The sequence below is a fragment of the Winogradskyella sp. R77965 genome (assembly GCF_044594915.1).
Taxonomy (GTDB): Bacteria; Bacteroidota; Bacteroidia; order Flavobacteriales; family Flavobacteriaceae; genus Winogradskyella.
In genome coordinates this window covers 947,951-970,640 of record NZ_CP138990.1, presented here as the reverse complement: position 1 = coordinate 970,640, position 22,690 = coordinate 947,951, and the positions used below count along the sequence as shown (strand labels likewise).

The following is a 22,690-nucleotide window of genomic DNA, read 5'->3' as shown; positions in this document are numbered from 1 at the left end:
ATCATTCATGCTCAAAAAAGTTTTCGCCAGTGCCGTTTTTGGTGTTGAAGCTTCAACCATTACTGTTGAGGTTAATGTAGATAAGGGTGTTGGTTACCACTTAGTAGGTCTTCCAGATAACGCTATTAAAGAAAGTAATTATCGTATTGCTGCTGCACTTCAGAATAACGGTTTCAGAATTCCAGGGAAGAAGATTACCATTAATATGGCACCAGCCGATTTACGTAAAGAGGGTTCCTCATACGATTTGACTTTAGCAGTTGGTATTCTTGCAGCATCTAATCAAATAAAAGCTGAGAATTTAGAAGATTACCTCATCATGGGTGAGTTATCTCTAGACGGAAGTTTGCAACCCATCAAAGGAGCGTTACCAATTGCTGTAAAAGCCAGAGAAGAAGGTTTTAAAGGCTTTATTCTACCAAGTCAGAATGCTAAGGAAGCCGCTATCGTAGATGATTTAAAGGTCTATGGTGTTGATAATATTACTCAAGTCATCAATCATTTTGACAAAGGTGATGAACTTGAACAAACCGTTATAAACACAAGAGAAGAGTTTTATAAAAACCTAGATTTTCCAGAATTTGATTTTGCAGATGTCAAAGGACAAGAAAGTATAAAACGCTGTATGGAAATTGCAGCAGCAGGTGGACATAACATAATTCTCATTGGTCCTCCAGGTTCTGGTAAAACGATGCTGGCCAAACGCTTGCCAAGTATTTTACCACCTATGACTTTACATGAAGCTTTGGAAACGACAAAAATACATTCTGTAGTTGGCAGAGTAAAAGCACATGCCGGATTGATGGCTCAGCGACCTTTTAGAAGTCCACATCATACGATCTCAAACGTCGCATTAGTTGGTGGAGGAAGCTATCCACAACCAGGAGAAATATCCTTATCACATAATGGAGTTCTGTTTTTAGACGAATTGCCAGAATTTAAGCGGGAAGTTTTAGAGGTTATGCGTCAGCCTTTAGAAGATAGAGAGGTCACAATTTCTAGAGCAAAATTTACCGTGACCTATCCATCATCGTTTATGTTGGTGGCAAGTATGAATCCGAGTCCTAGCGGTTATTTTAACGATCCTGATGCACCAATAACATCGTCACCAGCAGAAATGCAACGTTATATGGGAAAGATTTCAGGCCCTTTGTTAGATCGTATTGATATTCATATAGAAGTGACTCCTGTGCCTTTTGAAAAGCTTTCTGATGATAGAAAAGGGGAATCATCCGTTGATATTAGAAAGCGTGTCACTAAAGCCAGAAGAAGAGCAAACGGTACGTTTTAAGGATTTAGAAAACATTCATTACAATGCCCAAATGAATACAAAACAAATCAGAAAATATTGTAAGTTAGATGAGGCGTCAATGCAGCTATTAAAGTCTGCGATGGAACGCTTAAACCTTTCTGCTAGAGCTTATGATAGAATTCTAAAAGTTGCAAGGACAATAGCTGATTTAGAAGGGTCTAAAGATGTTTTAGGTGCTCACATTAGTGAGGCGATTCAGTATCGTAGTTTGGATCGTGATGGTTGGTTGGGATAACAAATTCTTACGTAAGCAGGAATCTCAAGGTCAATTAGTAACTACATAAGGTTGTAAATAGTGTAACCAAACAATCTAAAGTCTAAAAAAATATTTCATAAATTACTGCAACCTTTTGATTTTTTTTCATCTTATAATAAAACACTATTAAATTTAAACAGATGAAACATAGAATTTTACCCTTGCTTTTAGTTGTAACCTTATGTTTACAATTTGTAAATTGTAATAAGGATGATGATGGATTTCAAGATCCAGTATCAGTAATTGTTCCTGTAATAAAATCCAAATCAGAATTTAGAAACTCGATTGAAGTCACCAGCCCTCAGCCTACGAATTCAGATGGTAAAATATATGTTTATGACGATTTATTGTTCTATATAGCACAGCATTCGGGTATACATATTTTTAATAATGAGAATCCTGAAAATCCTCAGAATATGGCATTTATACAGTTAGAAGGTGTAAATGATATCTCTATTAAAAATAATATTCTATACGCGGATAATTTCATGGATTTGGTGGTTTTTGATATTAGTAACGTGTCCAATATTCAACTTGTTAAGATAGAAGAGGATATGTTGTCATTTTATGCATTGTTTCCTAATAATACAGGTTACTATCAGGACATATATCCTTCAAATGCGGATGAGTTTATTTCTGATTACGTAACGGTTACTATGGAAAAGGATGAAGCAGATAATGATTCAAGCATTTATAATTGGAGTATGGAAACCTTTCTTAATAATTTTGATGGAGTAGCAACAGCAGATAATATTGGTACTGGTGGTTCTTATGCCAAATTTCAGATTTATGATAATGCACTCTATACATTAGATGAGTTCAAGTTAAATACGTTTGATATTACAGATTACAATTCCATATCATTAGTGTCAGAAAACTGGCTTGGAGGTTGGCTTGGAGGTGAGTTAGAAACTACTTTTATTCAAAAAGAATTTTTGTTCATTGGAGCAACTAATGGCATGCACATTGTGAGTTTAGAAAATGAATTTAACCCAACTTATACCTCATCTTTTATACATGCCACAGGCTGTGATCCAGTAGTGGTACACGGCAATACAGCATATATAACTGTAAGGGGAGGTAATACTTGTGGAGCTATTTTGGACCAAATAAATGTGATTGATATTTCGGATATCGATATGCCTACTGAATATTCTACATACTTTTTAACCAAACCATATGGTTTAGGAATCAAAAATGACGTATTGTATGTATGTAATAGTCAGGGACTAAATGTTTTTGATGCTCAAAACCCTATCAGTATAGTGTTAAAAAACACCTACGAGATTACTACAAAAGACGTTATACCATTGCCATCTCATTTAATTGCAGTGGGTGAAAATGTAATTCATCAATATAAATATAAAGGTGATTATGGATTGGAACTTATGAGTACCATTCAATTTTGAAAAAAGTAAATACGATATAACCAAAGATTTATAAGTGTTTATCTTCATTAATAAAAATGTTTCATAAAATGAAAAAAATAATTGTTTCAATTTTTAGTATCATATCAATCGGGTCTTGCTCAGATGATGAAAGTATTAATTGTTCCGTAATAGGATGCTTTGGTGGTGATATAATTGAAGTAATATTTTTGGAAAACGATCAAAATATATTGACCATCTCGCCTGAAACGGAAATAACAATGACACAGAATAGCGCATCGCTAGATTTCTATATTAATACAATGAATAATCAAATTACAATATTCTTAAGTGCAGAGGATCCTATTAATATAGTTGTGGGTGGAAACGAATTAAATATGGAAATCTCCTCAACATTTGTAGAGGGCGAATGCTGCGGCGGAATTAAAGTCGATAGCTTAACAATCGATAATTTAGAGATATGTAACGGCGAATCATGTAATGAAGTTTTGAGCGTAAATGTTGATTAATTACCAAGCTTACTTATAATTTGTTTTAGACAAAAGCTCTATATCTAACCATAAAAAGAAGACCTTAATGAACATATAGATAAAACCAGCTTGGATAAAAAACTACAAACCCTCATACAAAAATGTGTTAAGCAAGATAGGGAAGGGCAGCGTGAATTATACACGTTGCTTTCTCCTGTATTGTATGGTATTTGTCTAAAATATATGAAAAATAAAACCGAAGCAGATGATGTATTCCAAGATGCTTTTATTATTCTATTTCAAAAGATTGATCAATATAAATTCCAAGGAAGTTTTGAGGGATGGGCAAAGCGTATTTTTGTCAATGAAGCTTTAGAAGTTTTACGAAAAAAACAACGTCGTCTTCATGTTGCAATGGAAGATGTTGAGCTAAACAGTGACATTGAGGATTCCACGAGCAAAAATAGGATTGAAATATCTCAAGATGAGTTATTAGAACATATACAGCAATTACCAGATAATTACAGAATGGTTTTCAATCTTTATGTTTTTGAAGGCTTTAGTCATAGGGCTATAGCAGATAAGCTCAAAATGGCTGTTGGGTCATCAAAATCATTATTGAGTAGAGCTAAAAGCGTATTAAGGTTAAAAATTGATGAAGAATTAAACAAGAAAGTATCATGAAGAAGGATAATATTGAAGACATATATGGTGGATTAGAAGACTTTTCAAAAAAGCCTCCTGAGGAGTTATGGGATAATATAGAGGCAAGACTTCATCCTAAAAAGAAGAAGAGACGAATCATTTTTTTATGGGGCTCGGCAGCTGCTGTATTGGTTTTACTTTTTGGATATATTATTACAGGTTCTCCGGAGCCAAATGATAAACCTGCAAAGGAAATTACAGATATAGAATATCGGACTGATAACGATACTATAAAGGAAGCGGAAATACAGACTACCGAAATAGATAATGAGGTCATTTTAACAGAAGATTCTTTACTCCAAAAGCCAAATGATTTGCAAGAATTACAGGAGAAAGTGGCTAATCAAAATAAACGCTCGGAAAGAAGCGAAGATTTTAATAAGGAAGAAGAGCCATTGAATTCCGTTAAAAAAGGCTCTTCAAAAAAAGAAAAGTTGAGGCTAACTACTAATTATCCTCAAATCATAAATAAAGACAAGATCGGTAAAGGCGATGAAAGAACTAGTTTTGTGTCGCAATTAAAAAATAAAAGTATAAGAAACTTCAACAACGAAAAAGTTTTTGCAAGTATTGGCTCTGTAACTAAATATGCTGATGTCGATTCGTTTAGCTTATCTGAAGAACTTCTAACTATAAACGAGGATTCTGAAGATGATATAGATTTTAAAACAGATGTAAGTTCAAAATGGTCTGTTGAAGTTTTAGGAGGATTATCTAATACGGTCTCAGAATCATCTCTTCAAGGGACATCTGTAAATACGACGCCTCAAAATGACTTTGTGTATGCTTTTAAATTAGGCTATTCTATTTCAGATAGGCTAATTGTAAAATCTGGTGTTGGTAAGAACATATTAGGTCAAGAAATAAACAATGTACTGTACTCTAGTTCAGATACCTCTCAAAGTATTGTAAGGGATCAAAACATATTTATTTTTGGTTCTCAAGAATCTTTTACTGATCTATCTTCTTTTGAAGGCAATATCAACGAAGGCAATTTACAACAGCAATTTGATTACATTCAGTTGCCTATAGAAATATCTTATGATTTACTTAGTCAACAGACATATAATATATCACTAGGCATAGGTGGAAATGTGAATTTTTTAGCTAATAATAGAGCTTTTCTAAATAATGAAGGAATAGGAGAAAGTCTTGGTGTTGATAGCACAATTTTTGGTGCTACTATCAACTCTAATATCTCTTATAAACTGACAAAAGAGTTGAATCTTTTTCTAGAGCCGAGTTATAATTACTTTCAAAAACCAATAGATAATAACAATCAAAATTTTAAGAATACTCAGTTTAGGGCTTTGTTTGGATTGCGATATAGATTTTAGGTAAATAACAAAGATGCTATTCAATTCTTTAAATTATAAATAAAAGGTAAGTTGAATTAGTCGTCTTTTAAAAAGTAATTTACTGCTTCATCATTATTAAGAAATTCCCACTCAAAACGTAATTCTTCGCCTACAACATAACTGTAGGCTTTTGAAGCTAGTTTTCCTGACGAATCTTCTACAAATTCCATTAAAGTTCCTAATCGGGTTAAATCCATGTAGCGATTCTGAGAAATTGGTAATAATTCTACTTTTACTAATTCGCTCGATTCTCCTTTACGTTTATAATAAAATTTATCGTTTTCAATCCAAAATTTTCTAGGACCGTAATCACCAGCATATCTCTTGTTTTGCAACTGTATAGAATCTGTGCTGTTACTTGAAATATATTTTATGTGTGCTGATATATTTTTGAGATAACTATGTTTTGGATTCTGTTCAATAGCTATACTATATAAGGAGTCGGCTAATTTTAAGTCCTGCTTCTCAAAAGCTTGGTTTGCTGCGAGAATGTGATTGTCTATTTTGTAATATAAACGTTGGCTTGTATTATTCCAATTAAATTGATAACTCATAAGTCCGATGATCTTTCCATTATTGTCCTTAACGAGTTTACTATAGAAAGTAGTATTTTGTATAAAACCACCTCCAATTGCATTTGGTCCTGCTGGTACCATAATATCCATGTTTTGGTTTTTTACGAATTCTACTAGCCTGTCTTTTTCAATCCAGTATTCAAGAACAAGCTCATTTTGTTCAGATCTGTAAGTGCCAACGAATTGTCTTAAATCTTCAATTTTTGGTTTGCTATCCTTCAAATAATCAAATATTGAATCGTACGCTCTATTTCTATTGCTATTATCTGGATTAGATAGTTTGTATTCCTCAAATACAGACCTAGCTTCTTTAATATCACCTTTTAATATCAAGGGTTCTATTTTTAAAGCGCTTATTGCAGGTTGTATAATTTCGTATGCTTTTAGAGCTTCAATGATTCTATCTTCTTCACCGTTAACCATTGCGGCTTCTGTTAAATTTAATCCTGAATAAGCATTAGGATCATCATCAAATAACTTTTCAGCAGTTTCTATATAGCTTTCCGTATTTTTGGTTTCGCCATATATAGCGAATAATACACTATTATAGAATTCGTTAGTGGGATCGACTTCTAGTTGTAGTTTTACTTGTTTTTCGGCTTCGTCATACCGTTCGTAAGCTAAACTTCTTTGAATATAAACTTCTAGTTGTTTTTGTAAAGGCAAGTCATTTTTTAATGAGAACGCTTTATCAATAATATCTTGAGTTTCTAATTTACCTCTGTTATATACAGTATTTCGTTTGGCCTGCTCTAAATAAGCTAATGCAAAGCTTTTATCAATATCATAAGCCCTTGTGTAATCGGAATTTGCATAAGCTTCTAATGCAGGTAATGAATTGCTTATAAACTCATTTATGGGTAAGTCGATATAATTAATAGTATTATTATTTTCAACAAAACCCGCTTCTGAGGTAATAAATATGCTAATATCGTCAAGCAATTTCATGAAATCTGGCCCAGTAAATTTTTGTTTTTTAATCGACTTTCCATTGTTAGCTTTTCTTACGTGAGTTGTTATTTCATAAGTATCTCCTGTCTTTTGATAGCTTCCGTCTACATATAAATCATAAAATAAGGAGGCTTCTCTAATTTTGGTTGTTGTGTTGGTTAAATAATCAAATTCTGGACTTAAGTTCTTATTTTGTAATAAGTCTTCGTATAATAACTTTCCTATGCCATAGCGCATCCAGTCAGTGGTGCTATCTTTAACAATCTGTTTGAAGCCATATATAGGTATACCTACCCTAAATTCTTCTTTAGTAATGGTTTTTGTTTCTAATTCGCCAGCTTCATTTTCGTAAGAAATATTTTTAGTAGTGGCTCCAAGATCACTATTTCCAAAACCAAAGTATAACGCAATGACAAGAAGAATAACGTTGAGAGGTATAATTATCTTTTCACGTAGTTTTAAAATGCGCTTACTTAAGCGCTCTTGGTGGTATAAGTAAATTAGTAGTGAAGGACTTATTCCTATAAAGAACCATAATAAAATATCTACCCAGTGCGGTGAAATATTATAACGGTTTAAAACCCAATCGACAAACTGTAAGAATGTCCATGCAGCAACAAGATATGCTGCAAAAAACTTTAAAGTATTGATCCATTTTTTCTTTTTACCAGCTTCTTTCATTTAATAGCTAATTATAGATTAAGGTTAGGTTTTAACTATTGATTTTGAAAGATAAATAATTAAAATGAAACTGTTTGTTAAGGGATTTGAATTTTTCTTAAGGAGTAAGCTTCAACTGTAATTATTGTATTTTTGAGATATACTATTATAATAAATCCAATGAAAAGTTATTATTTATTAATTTTTGCTCTTTTAATTTTGAATTGTAATGAGGTTAAAAATGAGTCACATGAATCAATTGTAGAAGTTGAAACTGCAAGTATTCCTGTTTTAAATTTAGAAGAAGCCAACCGTCTAGCGCAATTACCCTTACATTGTATGAATACGGAATACCCAAATAAACTCAATCAAACTATTGGAAGTAATGCCGATTTAAAATCACCAAAAGAATTGCATCCTGCATTTTATGGTTGTTTTGATTGGCACTCAGCAGTGCATGGCCATTGGAGTTTGGTAAGTCTATTAAAGCAATTTCCAGATATAGATGGAAAAGCAGATATTGAGCAAAAATTGCTTCAGAATATTTCAAAAGAAAACATAGAACTAGAACTTTTATATTTTGAAGGACAGTATAATAAATCTTTTGAGCGCACCTATGGTTGGGCATGGTTATTAAAATTGGCTGAAGAATTGCATACTTGGGATGATGATGTGGCACGCGAATTAGAATCTAATCTTCAGCCTATGACAGACTTAATCGTCAATAAATACCTTGAATTTTTGCCAAAGCTTAATTATCCTATTAGAGTAGGTGAGCATCCTAATACCGCTTTTGGATTAAGCTTTGCCTATGATTATGCGACTACAGTAGATAATGAGCAACTTGCTACTTTAATAGAAGAGCGTGCAATGGATTTTTATAGTAAAGATGAAGGTTGTCCATTAGAATGGGAACCAAGTGGATTCGACTTTTTATCGCCTTGTTTAGAAGAAGCTGCTTTAATGAAGCGTGTTTTAGAACTAGAAGATTTTAAAGTTTGGATAACCGAATTTTTACCAGAATTAAGCCAAAAAGATTTTGATATTGCTGTTGGTGAAGTTTCAGACAGAACTGATGGAAAATTGGTTCATCTTGATGGTGTTAACTTTTCACGCGCATGGAGTCTCAAATATATAGCGAAAGATTTACCAGAATATAATCACCTTAAAAACTTGGCGAATATGCACATAAATTATTCTTTACCGAGTATTGTTGGTGATAGTTACGAAGGCGGTCATTGGTTAGGGAGTTTTGCAATCTATGCCTTGAATTCGATAGAGAAATAATGAAGAAATTCTTTCAAAATATTGGGCCAGGACCACTTGTAGCAGCAGCTTTTATTGGACCAGGAACTGTGACTGTATGCACCATAGCAGGAGTTAATTTTGGTTATGCTTTATTATGGGCAATGGTATTGTCCATATTTGCAACGGTAATTCTTCAGGAAATGGCCGCGAGATTAGGCGTCATTTCACAAAAAGGGTTGTCCGAAATTATTAGACAAGAAATTCAAAATCCTATCTTAAGAGGGTTTGTAATTCTTCTTATTTTAAGTGCAATAGTTATAGGAAATGCGGCTTACGAAGCAGGTAATATAAGTGGTGGAGCTTTAGGTGTACAAACGCTTTTTGGTAATTCCGTTTTTGAAATAGCTGGTTTAAAGCTCAATATTATGGCTTTAATTATTGGTGTCATTGCCTTTGTGTTACTCTATATCGGAAATTATAAGGTACTAGAAAAAGCGTTAATATTCTTAGTCATATTAATGAGTTTAGCCTTTTTAATCACGGCGATTATTACAAAACCAAATTTGATCGACATTTTTAAAGGAGCTTTTATTCCCACATTTCCTGAGAAAAGTATTCTGACCATAATTGGTCTTATTGGTACTACAGTTGTGCCTTATAATTTATTTCTGCATGTGTCTTTAGCGAAGACCAAATGGAAAGACAAAAGTGATTTGAGCTATGCGAGGAAAGATACCATTATTGCTGTTGTTGTAGGTGGACTTGTCTCTATGTGTATTATAATTTCTGCTTCAGCAATCCCAACTCAAAATATTTCTAGTGCATCAGATTTGGCTAAAGGATTAGAGCCGTTATTTGGAAGCTTCGCCAAATACTTTTTAGCTACAGGTTTATTTGCAGCCGGAATTACGAGTGCAATAACTGCTCCCTTGGCAGCAGCTTTTGTTGCTAGTGGTTGCTTAGGTTGGAAAAGTGATTTGAAATCAACCAAGTTTAGATTAGTTTGGATAATCATTTTAGGTTTAGGTGTTCTGTTTTCTTCAATTGGTTTTAAATCTATTGAAATTATAAAATTCGCTCAAGTTGCAAATGGCTTGTTGTTACCCATTATTGCTGGACTTTTGCTTTGGGTAATGAATAAATCGAATATTCTGGAGAACTATAAAAATTCTAAACTTCAGAATATATTTGGGCTGATGATATTAATTGTGACTATCTTTTTAGGTGCTAAAGGCATCTTAAGTGTTTTTAATTTAATTTGAGAATTGTCCCCTTGAGGGGACTTTAGGGGTGTTTTTGATGAATAATATTTTAAAAATAGATTTAAATGCAGATGTTGGTGAAGGTATTGGGAACGAAGCAGATCTAATGCCGTTTCTATCATCGTGCAATATAGCTTGTGGCGGACATGCAGGTGATTTAGAGACCATGACTAAAGTTATACAACTCGCAAAGCAATACAATGTAAAAATTGGTGCGCATCCTTCATTTCCTGACAGAGAGAACTTTGGAAGGTTAGATATGAATATATCAGTTGCAGATTTATATAGTAGTATAAAACAGCAAATACGAACGCTTCAAAATGTATTGTATACTCAAAAAGGGCAACTACATCACATAAAGCCACATGGAGCATTATATAATCTAGCTGCAAAAGACAAAAAAATAGCAGCAGTTGTCATTGAAGTTGTAAAGAGTATTGCATTACCAATAAAACTTTATGCACCTTATAAGTCGATAATTGCTGATTTCGCAAGTAAAGCAAATATTGATGTCACTTTTGAAGGTTTTGCAGATAGAAATTATAATGACGATTTATCTCTAGTATCTCGCAAAAAAGAAAATGCGCTATTGATAAATAGGACTGAAATTTTAAATCATATGTTACGCATGATTTTACATAATAATGTAAAGTCAATTAATGGAGTAGAAGTGCCAATAAAAGCATCCACTTTTTGTGTGCATGGTGATACAAAAAATGCAGTTGAAATTTTAGAATTTCTGAATCAAGAATTACCAAAAAATCATATTTTAATTCAATAGAATTTATGATTTATAATCTTAAGTATTCTAGTTATAATGAATCTTCTATTTTAATAGAATGGAAAGCTGTTATTGACGAAAATATACTTCAAGACGTATTAAGATTCAAATTTGTTATTGAACAAAAATATATTAAACAAAAAGTTGAAGTAATACATACATATAATTCAATTTTAATTGTTTATGATTATACTATTGGTAATTTCAATAGTAAAGTATTCACCCTAAAATCACTATATCATCAACAAAATCCATCAGAAACTTTAAAACCTACCCACTGGAAAATCCCTGTGTGTTATGCTGATCAATTAGCATTAGACATACAGGACTTTTCAAATCAAAAACAGCTTTCAAAAGCTGAAATTATCAAACTACATTCTGAGATTGTCTACACTGTTTATTTTATCGGTTTTTTACCTGGATTTTTATACTTAGGAGGACTTGATTCTCGATTGCATTTAGATCGAAAAGTTAGTCCAAATCTCCATGTAAAAGAAGGGTCAGTTGCTATTGGAGGAAGCCAAACCGGAATCTATCCACAAGATAGTCCAGGTGGTTGGCATATTATAGGGAATTCACCTGTAGAATTGTTTAATAGTAATCAAAACCCACCATGTTTTATAAAGTCTGGTGACAAAGTTGAATTTCAGCCTATTAGTATTTCAGAATACTATAATATCAAAACGAATATTGAGAATTCAGAATTTGATTTAAAATCTTTAAAAGCATGATTAAGGTATTAAAATCTGGATTCTTCACTACAATTCAAGATGAAGGACGTTTTGGGTATAGACAATATGGAATACCTGTTTCTGGAGCAATGGACATATATTCTAGTGGCTTTGCAAATGCACTTTTGGGTAATACTAAAGATTGTGCAACAATTGAAGTTACAATGGTTGGTCCAACACTTCAATTTTTAAAACCAACCAGAATTGTGATTTCTGGTGCGTATATGAAGCCCAAATTAAACGATGTAGCTATTGGGATGAATTCAGTAATAGCGATAGAAAGTAACGATATCCTCAGTTTTGGCAGATTAGAAAAAGGATTTAGAAGTTACTTAGCGGTTAAAGGAGGATTTATTACTGAGAAGATTTTTGAAAGCAGAAGCATGTTTAGTAATATTACAAGAGCCACACATCTTTCTGTACATGATGGTGTTGATTATTTGGATGATAAGCAAGAGTTTGAAAATTCACATGCTCATGTTAAATTTGATAATTCAATATTAAATAGTAATCACCTAGAAGTTTATGAGGGACCAGAATTTGAACAGCTTTCTAGTGAACAAAAGAATAAATTGATTCATTCAGAATGGAAGGTCTCAAAGCTTAATAATAGAATGGCTTATCAATTAGAACCCTTATTAGGAAACTCATTAGACCCAATATTAACAGCTCCAGTTTTGCCAGGAACAGTACAGTTAACACCTAAGGGTCAATTAATTGTGTTAATGCGAGACTGCCAAACTACAGGCGGCTACCCAAGAATTCTTCAACTAACAAAAAAGGCGATAAACGTCTTAAGTCAGAAAACTACAGGTAACAGCTTAAAAATCAGTCTAAAAGACTAACGCTGTAAGAAAACGTTTAATAAAAATTCCGTATGTTCTATAAATTCAATAACTTAGAACAACTATTAATTAAATAATCTAAACTTATTATGAAAAATTTCGGATTACTCCTCCTAGGAATTATCTTAGGGGCACTAGCTATGTATTTTTATTGCTGCAACGATGTCTCAACTACAGAATCAGGACCACCAACAGTAGTAGCACCCAAAGGCATTATCAAAGCAAAACAAGCTATGGTTCTTGATAGAGCTTATGACATTAAGCATCGTATTATAAATGATTCACTCTATAGAAAATCTACTGATGGTGGAGATAATAGATCATCTTGGTGGGCAATAGAAGATATTCAGAATTTTATCAATCATGCAGAGAACCAAGCAGGTGAGTTAGGCTATACTATGGATGGTTTGCGCATATATTTAGGAGCGTATCCTAAGGTTGATGGACAAGAGGGTTTAACAACTATGTTTATTGTTCCAACAGGCAAGTCAAATAAATCTAATGGCAGTATGTTTCCAATGCTACAAGGTGGCAGTGGTGATATTCAAGGCGCTGATGGGTTGAATATTGGGCATCAAGGTTTTCCGCCGGGAGCAAATTATCCACAATAAAATTGAAGTAAGGTGCAAGATTTTTTAACGGAATATTATACAACTTTGACTTATTCAGTAGAATTTCTTGCAGCTTTTACGGGACTATTATTATTTAAAAAATATAAGAATAGTAACGCCAAATATTTGATTTACTTCTTGGTTTTAGCCTTTTTCATTGATTTAATTGGCTATTACCCTAGAGTATTAAAAAATTTGGATTTATCTCATTTAACAGAAGGTACTTTGCTTGAAGAAAACTATTGGTGGTATAATATATTTTGGAATTTAGTGTTAACAGGTTTTCTATCAAAAGTTAATTATAACATTCTAAAAAAGAAGCCATATAAAATGCTTCTGAAATATTGTTATTTCGTATTTATAGGCTTATTTGTTTTGTATTCAATATTTAATTTTGAATCCTTATTTTCTATTGGCTCAATGTTTCTTACCCTTATGAGTCTATGGATGATATTTATTTGTGTTTCGCTATATTTTATTGAGATATTACAATCTGAAGAAGTTATACATTTCTATAAGTCAATATATTTCTACATAAATTCAATAGTATTATTATGGTCAATTGTGACTGGACCATTAATCTTTTATGAGGTATATTATGAAGAATTGGATATGAATTTCGTAATTCTAAAATGGCAGATATTCTTGTTGACTAATATCTTCTTTTATTTAACACTAACGGTTTCTCTTATATGGTGCAAGAAACAAGTAAGATAGTAAGCACGGATGCTGAAAGATATTTACTAGTCTACATGATAAGTGTATTGTTAATTGTAGTAGCTTTAATAATTACATTTTTTATAGTTTTTCAAAAACGAAAAAATAAACTTTTATTAGATAAAATTAAACAGCAACAAAAGTTCGACGAAGAGCTAATCATAACTCAACAAGAAATTCAAGAAGAAACATTAAAGCATATTGGTAGAGAATTACACGATAACATTGGGCAAATGCTTGTTATGTCTACAATGCAAATGAATGCTGCAGTAAAAGTGGTAAATGATGAAGTTAAAACTAAAGTTACCAATGCAGCAGAAACGCTAAAAAGTACTTTAGATGAAGTAAGAGCATTATCAAAGTCTTTAAATAGCGATGTTATTTTTAATTTAGGTTTTGAAGTAACGGTAAAAAACGAAATAGAACGCATCAATAAAATGGGTTTAATTGACTCTAGTATATTTATTGAGGGTGAAAAAGTAGCTTTTGAAAATAAAAAAGACGAAATCATTTTGTTCAGAATTTTACAAGAGTTTTTTTCGAATACTTTAAAATATGCTGAAGCTGAGCATTTAAAAGTTAATTTAGATTACCAACAAAAACATTTGAATATTAAAGTCGAAGATGATGGAAATGGTTTTGATATTACATCTGCAGAAAAAGGTTCTGGTCTAATAAACATGGAAAAAAGAGCTGAACTTATTAATTCGAAGTTTCTACTAAAATCTCAACCAGAAAAGGGAACAACACTTCTTCTAGAATACCCTTATAGAACGCTTTAATTTATGCAAGCCTTCCAAAGAGGATCATTTGGTAAAGGAGCAGTAATGCTAATGTCTTCTTTTTTTACAGGATGAACAAATCGTAATGTTCTCGCATGCAAACTGATACTTGCATCTTTATTACTGCGGTCAAAACCGTATTTAAGATCACCTTTAATTGGGCAGCCCATAGATGATAGTTGTACTCTGATCTGATGATGACGTCCTGTTTCTAAGTCAACTTCTAGTAAATAAAAATTATCGAGTTTTTTAATAACTTTATAGTGTAATATTGCTTTTTTGCTGCCTTCAACCTCTTTATGGTAGGCTGTAGATTTATTGTTTTTAGGATTCTTTTTTAACCAATGCACTAAAGTATCCTGAGTTTTTGGAGGTTCATTTTTTACCAAAGCCCAATAGGTTTTTTTTGCAGATTTTTCAGCAAATAATTTGTTTAGTCGAGGTAAGGCTTTACTTGTTTTAGAGAACAAGACAATTCCCGTCGTTGGCCTATCTAAACGATGTACAACACCTAAGTACACATTCCCAGGCTTATTATATTTTTCAGCTATATATTCCTTTACAACATCACTAAGCGGTTTGTCGCCAGTCTTATCTCCTTGTACAATATCTCCTGCACGTTTGTTAACAATGATGATGTGGTTGTCTTCATGAAGAACTTGAAGGTTATTTTTATTTGAAAGAATTTTTTTCGACACTAATTCCACGAATTTTCACTAATCACTAATCACTAATCACTAATCACTAATCACTAATCACTAATACTGCTCCTTCTCACTAGGAAAATCACCACTTTTAACATCGTCACCATATTGCGTGAAGGCATTTGTCATGTCCTCATACAAATTCATGTAACGACGTAAAAATCGTGGATTAAACTCATGAGTCATACCAACCATATCATGTGTTACTAATACTTGTCCATCTACACCATTACCAGCTCCAATTCCAATTACTGGAATTGAAACACTCTCCGCAACTTCTTTAGCTAAAGCCGCAGGAATTTTTTCTAAAACAATACCAAAACAGCCTGCTTTTTCGAGCATTAACGCATCTTCTTTTAGTTGTTGTGCTTCTTGTTCTTCTTTTGCTCTAACAGTGTATGTACCAAATTTATATATGGATTGTGGCGTTAATCCTAAATGTCCCATTACCGGAATTCCAGCATGTAAAATTCGTTTTATAGATTCTTTTACTTCTTTACCACCTTCCATTTTTACGGCATGGCCTCCAGATTCTTTCATTATTCTTATGGCTGAGCGTAACGCTTCTTTAGGATCACTTTGGTAGCTTCCAAAAGGTAAGTCTACCACAACTAAACAACGATCAATAGCTCTAACTACAGATGAGGCATGATAAATCATTTGATCTAAAGTAATTGGTAATGTTGTTTCATGACCTGCCATAACATTACTAGCAGAATCACCAACTAAAATCACATCAATACCTGCTCCATCTACAATTTTAGCCATTGTATAATCATATGCTGTGAGCATCGATATTTTTTCGCCTCTAGACTTCATATCTACTAACGACTTTACGGTGATTCTTTTATATTCTTTTTTAGCTACTGACATGTTATTAAAATTAGTTGTCTGTAAAAATAATCAGATTTGTTAAACTTTTCTTTAATCTAAGTCACAAATACCATCAAATCTGTAATTTGTCTGAAACTTCAATACTATGAAATCATTATTATTAGTCTTTACTTTAGCTTTTGCAATTACACTAAATGCTCAGAAGTCAGAAAATGAAAACGTAAAAACCACAGTTATTGATTTTTTTGAAGCTTTTCATAAGCAAGATACTACAGCGTTAAAATCTTTTGTTAGTGATAATGTGATATTACAATCTATTTCAATTAATAAAGAGGGTAAATCGGTTTTAAAAGAAGATAAGTTTGATATTTTCATTAAGAATATTGCTAGTATACCAAAAGATAGATCGTTTGAAGAAAAACTATTGGACTTTAATATTCAAACAGATGGAAATATGGCAAATATATGGGTGTCTTATGAGTTTTGGTATCAGGAAAAATTTAGCCATTGTGGAGTCAATTCGTTTCAATTAATGAAAGAAGGTGACAAATGGAAAATCATTTATTTAGTGGATACAAGAAGACGAGATTGTGAATAAAGTAGCCCATCCTAGCCTTCCCAGAGGGAAGGAATTCTTACTCGAACGTTTTAAACTAAAGATATTAAATTTTAATTATTCTGAATGTGTGGATTATATTCATCTGAGTGGGAAGTCTTCCCTCTGGGAAGATTTAGATGGGCTTTTCTAGCAATCTGTTAAGTGCACTCCCACTGCCAACCCACCTTCAGAGGTTTCCTTATACTTAGTGTTCATGTCCTTAGCCGTTTCCCACATAGTAGCGACAACTTTGTCTAGCGGCACTTTTACATTTTTTGGATCTGTGTCTAGGGCCAATTCAGCAGCGTTTATTGCCTTTATCGCTCCCATAGAATTGCGTTCTATACATGGTATTTGTACCAAGCCACCAATTGGGTCGCAGGTTAAGCCTAAGTGATGTTCCATGGCAATTTCAGCAGCCACTAAAACTTGTTCTGGTGTACCGCCTAACAATTCACAAAGTGCACCAGCAGCCATTGCAGAAGAGACTCCGATTTCTGCTTGGCAACCTCCCATAGCAGCAGATATAGTTGCTCCTTTTTTGAAGATACTACCAATCTCACCAGCAACTAACAGAAATTTTTTAATGTGATTAAAATCGGCTTTATGATTTTCAATGACCAAATAATACATTAATACAGCCGGAATAACACCAGCACTTCCATTTGTTGGAGCCGTTACAATACGTCCTAAAGATGCATTCACTTCATTCACAGCTAAAGCAAAACAACTTACCCATTTTAAAATTTGTCGAAATTTAACTTCGGTTTTACGAATTGTTTCAAGCCATTCCTGGGGATTCTCATATTTATAGTCTCCAATAAGATTTTTATGAATGTCATATGCACGACGTCGTACGTTGAGTCCACCTGGTAGATTGCCTTCCGTATGGCAGCCAACATACATGCATTCTAGCATAGTGTCCCAGATACGTTTTAATTCAAAATCTATAGATGCGTTGTCACGTATGGATTTTTCATTTTCTAAGACCACTCCAGAAATCGGTAAACTTAATTGATGACAGAATTTTAATAATTCATCACCATAAGAAATAGGGTAAGGAAACGTGCAATAGAAAATTATTTTATTGGCTTTCGAGATTTTCCTCTCTTCTTGTACCACAAATCCACCTCCAATAGAGTAGTAGGTCGATTTGTAATTCCTTCCATTTATTAGAGCAGAAAAAACTAAGGCGTTAGCATGAAAAGGTAAAAACTTACGATTGAATATGATATCCGTTTTTACATCAAAGGCGAGTGGCTTTTCATTATTGAACATTAAAATATTTTGACTTTTAATAGTTGCAATAATTGTATCTATACTTTCCACTGGGATACGTTCTGGATCTGCACCACTCAGTCCTAAAAGAACAGCCAAATCTGTGGCATGTCCTTTTCCTGTTAGAGACAAAGAGCCGTATAAATCGACTGTGATTTTTTCGACCTTGTCAAATCGTTTTTTGTCTTTCAGCTCTTTAATCCAACGCTTTGCTGCACGCCAAGGCCCAAGTGTATGAGAACTAGAAGGGCCTATGCCAATTTTTAGCATATCAAAAATAGAAATACATTCCATTAGTTAGTTTTAGTATATCAAATATACGTTTTGTTATTTCATACTTGGTTAACTTGAAAAAAATTAAAGCATAAAAAAAACCTGAACCTAAGTTCAGACTTTTATTATAAATTTAGATGCTTAAAGTCTATTGCACAACTTCCATTACAGCATTGAAATCATTAATGTCTAGATTTGAGCTATTGACAAAGTCAACAGGTAGTATAACAATTCTAAAGGTTTGACCTAGTGTTTCATCTTCAAATAATTGATTGAAATCAAATTCAGGATGGGATTCAATAAAAATAGTTACAAAATCAAAGTTGTGTTCAAAGTTATATTGAAATTCCTCACCAGAATTTACATAAACAGTTTCCGGAAGCGGTTTCCAGACATCATACTCATCTACTACGTCTTTAAGGTGGTATACTAAAACCATATCAGATTCAATTAAATCGATATCAAGAGGAACTTCTATACTTACTGCATAATCTGGAGCGGTAAAATCTATAGTGCTCTCAAAGGACTGACCTACAAAATTGACTCCATTTTGTCCATTTTGACCATCTTGTCCATCAAAGCCATCAAAACCGGGAGGGCCTTGAGGGCCTTCGCAAGCAGTTAATAATAAAGTAAATACTGTGATAAAAGATAATATACGTTTCATGTGTAAAATTTTTTTGAATTATTTTTTAGGTCATATGGTACTTCCACATGAACAATTCATTATTTATAGTTTCTTGTATTATATCAAAACTAATACCAAACTATGCGAATAGAATATTAATTTCAAAAAAAACATATCTGACATCATGTCACATTTTTTGTAATGGCATAATCATTGAATTATTGATACCGAGTTTAAAAATTAAAAATAGAACATAACATATATATTAATTATGAGTAAGATTATTGGAATTGATTTAGGTACAACCAACTCTTGTGTTTCCGTAATGGAAGGTAATGAGCCAGTTGTAATCCCAAACGCTGAAGGTAAGAGAACAACACCTTCGGTTATCGCTTTCGTAGAAGGTGGTGAGATTAAAGTTGGTGATCCAGCAAAAAGACAAGCAGTTACTAATCCAACAAAAACGGTTTATTCTATTAAACGTTTTATGGGTAATAAGTATTCTGAGTCTAAAAAAGAAGCAGAACGTGTACCATATAAAGTGGTAAAAGGCGACAATGATACTCCAAGAGTAGATATCGATGGTCGTTTATATACACCTCAAGAACTATCAGCTATGATTCTTCAGAAAATGAAGAAAACCGCTGAAGATTACTTAGGATCAGACGTAAGTAGAGCGGTAATTACTGTACCAGCTTATTTTAACGATGCACAACGTCAGGCGACCAAAGAAGCAGGTGAAATTGCAGGTTTAAAAGTAGAACGTATTATCAACGAGCCTACTGCAGCAGCATTAGCTTACGGAATGGACAAAAAAGGTACAGATCAAAAAATCGTAGTATTCGATTTTGGTGGAGGTACTCATGATGTTTCTATCCTTGAGTTAGGTGATGGAGTATTCGAAGTATTATCTACAGATGGTGATACACACTTAGGTGGTGATGATGTAGATGAAAGAATCATCAATTGGTTAGCTGAAGAATTTATGGCTGACGAAGATATGGACTTACGTAAAGACCCAATGGCTTTGCAACGTCTTAAAGAAGCATCTGAAAAAGCGAAGATAGAATTATCATCTTCTGCACAAACAGAAATCAATTTACCATACGTTACAGCTACAGCTAGTGGACCAAAACACTTGGTACGTACATTGACACGTTCTAAATTTGAGCAGTTAATTGATGATTTAATCAAGCGTACAATTGAGCCATGTGAAACAGCATTAAAAGCTGCAGGCTTATCTAAGTCAGATATTGATGAAGTGATTTTAGTAGGTGGTTCTACGCGAATTCCTGCAGTACAAGAAGCTGTAGAGAAGTTCTTTGGAAAAGCACCAAGTAAAGGTGTAAATCCTGATGAGGTTGTATCTCTAGGTGCAGGTATCCAAGGTGGTGTATTAACAGGTGATGTAAAAGACGTACTTTTATTAGATGTCACTCCATTATCTCTTGGTATCGAAACTATGGGTAATGTAATGACGAAGTTGATTGAAGCTAATACTACGATTCCGACAAAGAAATCGCAAGTATTCTCAACAGCAGCAGATAATCAGCCATCAGTAGAAATTCACGTATTACAAGGTGAGCGTCCTATGGCAGCAGATAACAAAACAATTGGTCGTTTCCACTTAGATGGAATTCCACCAGCAAGACGAGGGACACCTCAGATTGAAGTAACGTTTGATATTGATGCCAATGGTATCATCAAAGTATCTGCAGAAGATAAAGCAACAGGAAAGAAACAAGATATTAGAATTGAAGCATCATCTGGATTAACAGAAGAAGAAATCCAAAAGATGAAGCAAGAAGCAGAAGCAAATGCTGAAGCAGATGCTAAAGCAAAAGAGACGGCTGATAAATTGAATCAGGCAGATGCTATGATTTTTCAAACTGAGAGTCAATTAACTGAATTTGGTGATAAATTATCTGATGATAAGAAAAAGCCAATTGAAGATGCACTTGAAGAGTTGAAAAAAGCATACGAAACAAAAGATATCGCAGTTATAGAACCAGCTTTAGAGAAAATCAATGAAGCATGGAAAGTAGCAAGTGAAGAAATGTATAAAGCACAAGCAGAAGCGCAAGGTGGAGCTGCTGGTCCTGAAGCAGGAGCAGAGCAACCAGAAGCTGAAGGCGATAATGTGGAAGACGTAGATTTCGAAGAAGTGAAGTAAGCAGAGAACCCACTTTTTAGAAAAAGTGGTATGAATCGCTTATACTGAGTGAAGTCGAAGTATCTTATGATATCTGAAAAATTTGGTATACTATAATAAAACGCAATCATTAATTTGGTTGCGTTTTTTGTTAGCCTTGACGTCTTGTTTTGTCATTCCTGCGAAGGCAGGAATCCATTAATTTAAATATTATTGAAAAATAGATTCCTGCCTTCGCAGGAATGACAGTACAATTAACTTTTGTACTTTCGGGAGCTAACAAATAACGATGTCCTTTACAGATAAAATACAATCTAACTACAATCCAAAACGCTTAGCAGTAAAACTCAACGCAAAAGGCGAGCAGTTTGTTGTAAAAGGGCATCCTTGGGTATTTTCAAATAGTATTGTAAAGATTAATGATGATGCTAAGGCAGGTGATTTGGCTATTATTTTTAGTAAGAATAAAAATAAAGTTGTTGGTTTAGGTTTATACGATGCAAATTCTCCAATCCGAATAAAAATTATCCATAATGCGGAAACGAAAGTAAAAATTGGTGCTGATTTCTTTCATCATAAAATAGAATTAGCTTTTGAAAAACGGTCAGAATTACTTCAAACCAATACCAACAGTTACCGTTTGCTATTTGGTGAGAATGACGGTTTTCCTGGATTGATAGCAGATGTTTATGCTTCGGTTTTAGTGGTAAAATTATATTCAGAAATATGGCTGCCATATCTAGAACCTATTTTACACAGTTTACGGCAAATCTCGAATGCTGAAGCTGTCGTTATGCGTTTAAGTAGAAATTTACAAGACGATAAAAATCACAATTTAAAAGACGGAGAAGTGATTTATGGAACGTTGTATAACGACGTGGTTGAGTTTGTAGAACATGGAGTTAAATTCACAGCTAATGTTATTAAAGGGCATAAAACTGGTTACTTTTTAGATCATAGAGATAACCGAAGACGTGTAGGCGAATTGAGTAATGATAAAACTGTCTTAGACGTGTTTTCTTATGCTGGTGGTTTTTCTGTGCACGCTTTGGCCAATGGAGCAAAAGAAGTCACAAGTTTAGATATTAGCAAGCAGGCTTTAGATCTTGCAAGAGAAAATGGAAGACTGAACACCTATACTGGAAGGCATAAAACTATTTCTGGTGATGCGTTTAAAGAAATGAAAGCTTTGATACAAGCAGATAAAACTTATGATGTGGTTGTAATTGACCCACCGAGTTTTGCAAAACAGCAGTCCGAAATAGATTTAGCAAAAAAAAAATACGCACAATTAGCAATGTTGGGAGCGCAATTGACGGCTAAGAATGGCTTATTGGTCTTGGCATCGTGTTCGTCTAGAGTTTTAGCACAATCATTTTTCGATTTAAACACTAGAGTGCTTAATGCACAATCTCGACTTTTTGAAACCACGCTAAAAACAAAACACGATAGTGATCACCCAATTTCATTTCCCGAAGGAGCTTATTTAAAGTGTGGTTACTACAGGTTTTTAGAATAGAAAACGCCTAACATTCCTGTTAGACGCTTTCAATAAACTTTTAATTCACTGA

Annotated in this window: 19 protein-coding genes and 1 pseudogene; 15 read left to right on the top strand and 5 right to left on the bottom strand. The window is 33.4% G+C overall.

From position 1 onward, the window contains the following. Positions 1-7 precede the first annotated feature (7 nt). From SJY34_RS04310 to SJY34_RS04290, 5 genes and pseudogenes are all read left to right on the top strand, one after another. Positions 8-1,547: pseudogene (locus SJY34_RS04310) on the top strand (YifB family Mg chelatase-like AAA ATPase). 161 nt (positions 1,548-1,708) lie between these two features. Then, on the top strand, positions 1,709-2,977 hold the full coding sequence (locus tag SJY34_RS04305) for a hypothetical protein (RefSeq protein ID WP_400079236.1): 1,269 nt from the start codon (positions 1,709-1,711) through the stop codon (positions 2,975-2,977). Between the two features lie 68 nt (positions 2,978-3,045). Next, a complete protein-coding gene (locus SJY34_RS04300) occupies positions 3,046-3,465 on the top strand; it encodes a hypothetical protein (RefSeq protein ID WP_400079234.1) in 420 nt (139 codons plus the stop codon). Positions 3,466-3,555: 90 nt separating this feature from the next. Further along, positions 3,556-4,110, top strand: a complete 555-nt coding sequence (locus tag SJY34_RS04295) for an RNA polymerase sigma factor (protein ID WP_400079232.1) — start codon at positions 3,556-3,558, stop codon at positions 4,108-4,110. After that, complete coding sequence (locus SJY34_RS04290; RefSeq protein WP_400079230.1) at positions 4,107-5,468, top strand: hypothetical protein; 1,362 nt, start codon at positions 4,107-4,109, stop codon at positions 5,466-5,468. The genes SJY34_RS04295 and SJY34_RS04290 overlap by 4 nt, the downstream gene beginning before the upstream one ends. A 56-nt stretch (positions 5,469-5,524) precedes the next feature. On the opposite strand, the gene SJY34_RS04285 is transcribed toward SJY34_RS04290, so the two are convergent. Further along, on the bottom strand, positions 5,525-7,696 hold the full coding sequence (locus tag SJY34_RS04285; RefSeq protein WP_400079228.1) for a tetratricopeptide repeat protein: 2,172 nt from the start codon (positions 7,694-7,696) through the stop codon (positions 5,525-5,527). 159 nt (positions 7,697-7,855) lie between these two features. Here SJY34_RS04285 and SJY34_RS04280 point away from each other — a divergent pair, with 159 nt between their 5' ends. The 7 genes from SJY34_RS04280 to SJY34_RS04250 all read left to right on the top strand — a co-directional run bounded on the left by SJY34_RS04280 (position 7,856) and on the right by SJY34_RS04250 (position 14,652). Continuing rightward, positions 7,856-8,962 (top strand): DUF2891 domain-containing protein, encoded by a 1,107-nt coding sequence (locus SJY34_RS04280; RefSeq protein ID WP_400079226.1) that lies wholly within the window; start codon positions 7,856-7,858, stop codon positions 8,960-8,962. Further along, positions 8,959-10,185: an Nramp family divalent metal transporter gene (locus SJY34_RS04275; protein ID WP_400081318.1), complete on the top strand. Its 1,227-nt coding sequence runs from the start codon at positions 8,959-8,961 to the stop codon at positions 10,183-10,185. Before SJY34_RS04280 ends, SJY34_RS04275 begins: the two co-directional genes overlap by 4 nt. Positions 10,186-10,222: 37 nt before the next feature. Continuing rightward, positions 10,223-10,966 (top strand): 5-oxoprolinase subunit PxpA, encoded by a 744-nt coding sequence (gene pxpA / locus SJY34_RS04270; RefSeq protein ID WP_400079224.1) that lies wholly within the window; start codon positions 10,223-10,225, stop codon positions 10,964-10,966. Between the two features lie 5 nt (positions 10,967-10,971). Next, positions 10,972-11,697: a 5-oxoprolinase subunit PxpB gene (pxpB, locus tag SJY34_RS04265; RefSeq protein WP_400079222.1), complete on the top strand. Its 726-nt coding sequence runs from the start codon at positions 10,972-10,974 to the stop codon at positions 11,695-11,697. Then, positions 11,694-12,542, top strand: a complete 849-nt coding sequence (locus SJY34_RS04260; RefSeq protein WP_400079220.1) for a biotin-dependent carboxyltransferase family protein — start codon at positions 11,694-11,696, stop codon at positions 12,540-12,542. Before pxpB ends, SJY34_RS04260 begins: the two co-directional genes overlap by 4 nt. An 89-nt stretch (positions 12,543-12,631) precedes the next feature. Then, on the top strand, positions 12,632-13,153 hold the full coding sequence (locus SJY34_RS04255; RefSeq protein WP_400079218.1) for a hypothetical protein: 522 nt from the start codon (positions 12,632-12,634) through the stop codon (positions 13,151-13,153). A gap of 752 nt (positions 13,154-13,905) precedes the next feature. Beyond that, positions 13,906-14,652, top strand: a complete 747-nt coding sequence (locus tag SJY34_RS04250; RefSeq protein WP_400079216.1) for a sensor histidine kinase — start codon at positions 13,906-13,908, stop codon at positions 14,650-14,652. On the opposite strand, the gene SJY34_RS04245 is transcribed toward SJY34_RS04250, so the two are convergent. Then, positions 14,649-15,350, bottom strand: coding sequence for an RluA family pseudouridine synthase (locus SJY34_RS04245; RefSeq protein ID WP_400079214.1), 702 nt, complete (start codon positions 15,348-15,350; stop codon positions 14,649-14,651). The two genes, SJY34_RS04250 and SJY34_RS04245, sit on opposite strands and share 4 nt — an antisense overlap. Positions 15,351-15,410: 60 nt before the next feature. Beyond that, positions 15,411-16,229 (bottom strand): 3-methyl-2-oxobutanoate hydroxymethyltransferase, encoded by an 819-nt coding sequence (panB, locus tag SJY34_RS04240; protein ID WP_400079213.1) that lies wholly within the window; start codon positions 16,227-16,229, stop codon positions 15,411-15,413. A 106-nt stretch (positions 16,230-16,335) separates the two neighbouring features. Between panB and SJY34_RS04235 the strand changes: the two genes are divergently transcribed. Continuing rightward, positions 16,336-16,788 (top strand): nuclear transport factor 2 family protein, encoded by a 453-nt coding sequence (locus SJY34_RS04235; RefSeq protein WP_400079211.1) that lies wholly within the window; start codon positions 16,336-16,338, stop codon positions 16,786-16,788. A 147-nt stretch (positions 16,789-16,935) separates the two neighbouring features. On the opposite strand, the gene SJY34_RS04230 is transcribed toward SJY34_RS04235, so the two are convergent. Beyond that, positions 16,936-18,360 (bottom strand): L-serine ammonia-lyase, encoded by a 1,425-nt coding sequence (locus SJY34_RS04230; protein WP_400079209.1) that lies wholly within the window; start codon positions 18,358-18,360, stop codon positions 16,936-16,938. Between the two features lie 127 nt (positions 18,361-18,487). Continuing rightward, positions 18,488-19,006, bottom strand: a complete 519-nt coding sequence (locus SJY34_RS04225; protein WP_400079207.1) for a collagen-like protein — start codon at positions 19,004-19,006, stop codon at positions 18,488-18,490. Positions 19,007-19,238: 232 nt separating this feature from the next. Here SJY34_RS04225 and dnaK point away from each other — a divergent pair, with 232 nt between their 5' ends. Together dnaK and SJY34_RS04215 are read left to right on the top strand one after the other, a co-directional pair. Further along, complete coding sequence (dnaK, locus tag SJY34_RS04220) at positions 19,239-21,140, top strand: molecular chaperone DnaK (protein ID WP_400079205.1); 1,902 nt, start codon at positions 19,239-19,241, stop codon at positions 21,138-21,140. 268 nt (positions 21,141-21,408) lie between these two features. Further along, complete coding sequence (locus tag SJY34_RS04215; RefSeq protein ID WP_400079203.1) at positions 21,409-22,638, top strand: class I SAM-dependent rRNA methyltransferase; 1,230 nt, start codon at positions 21,409-21,411, stop codon at positions 22,636-22,638. Positions 22,639-22,690 lie beyond the last annotated feature (52 nt).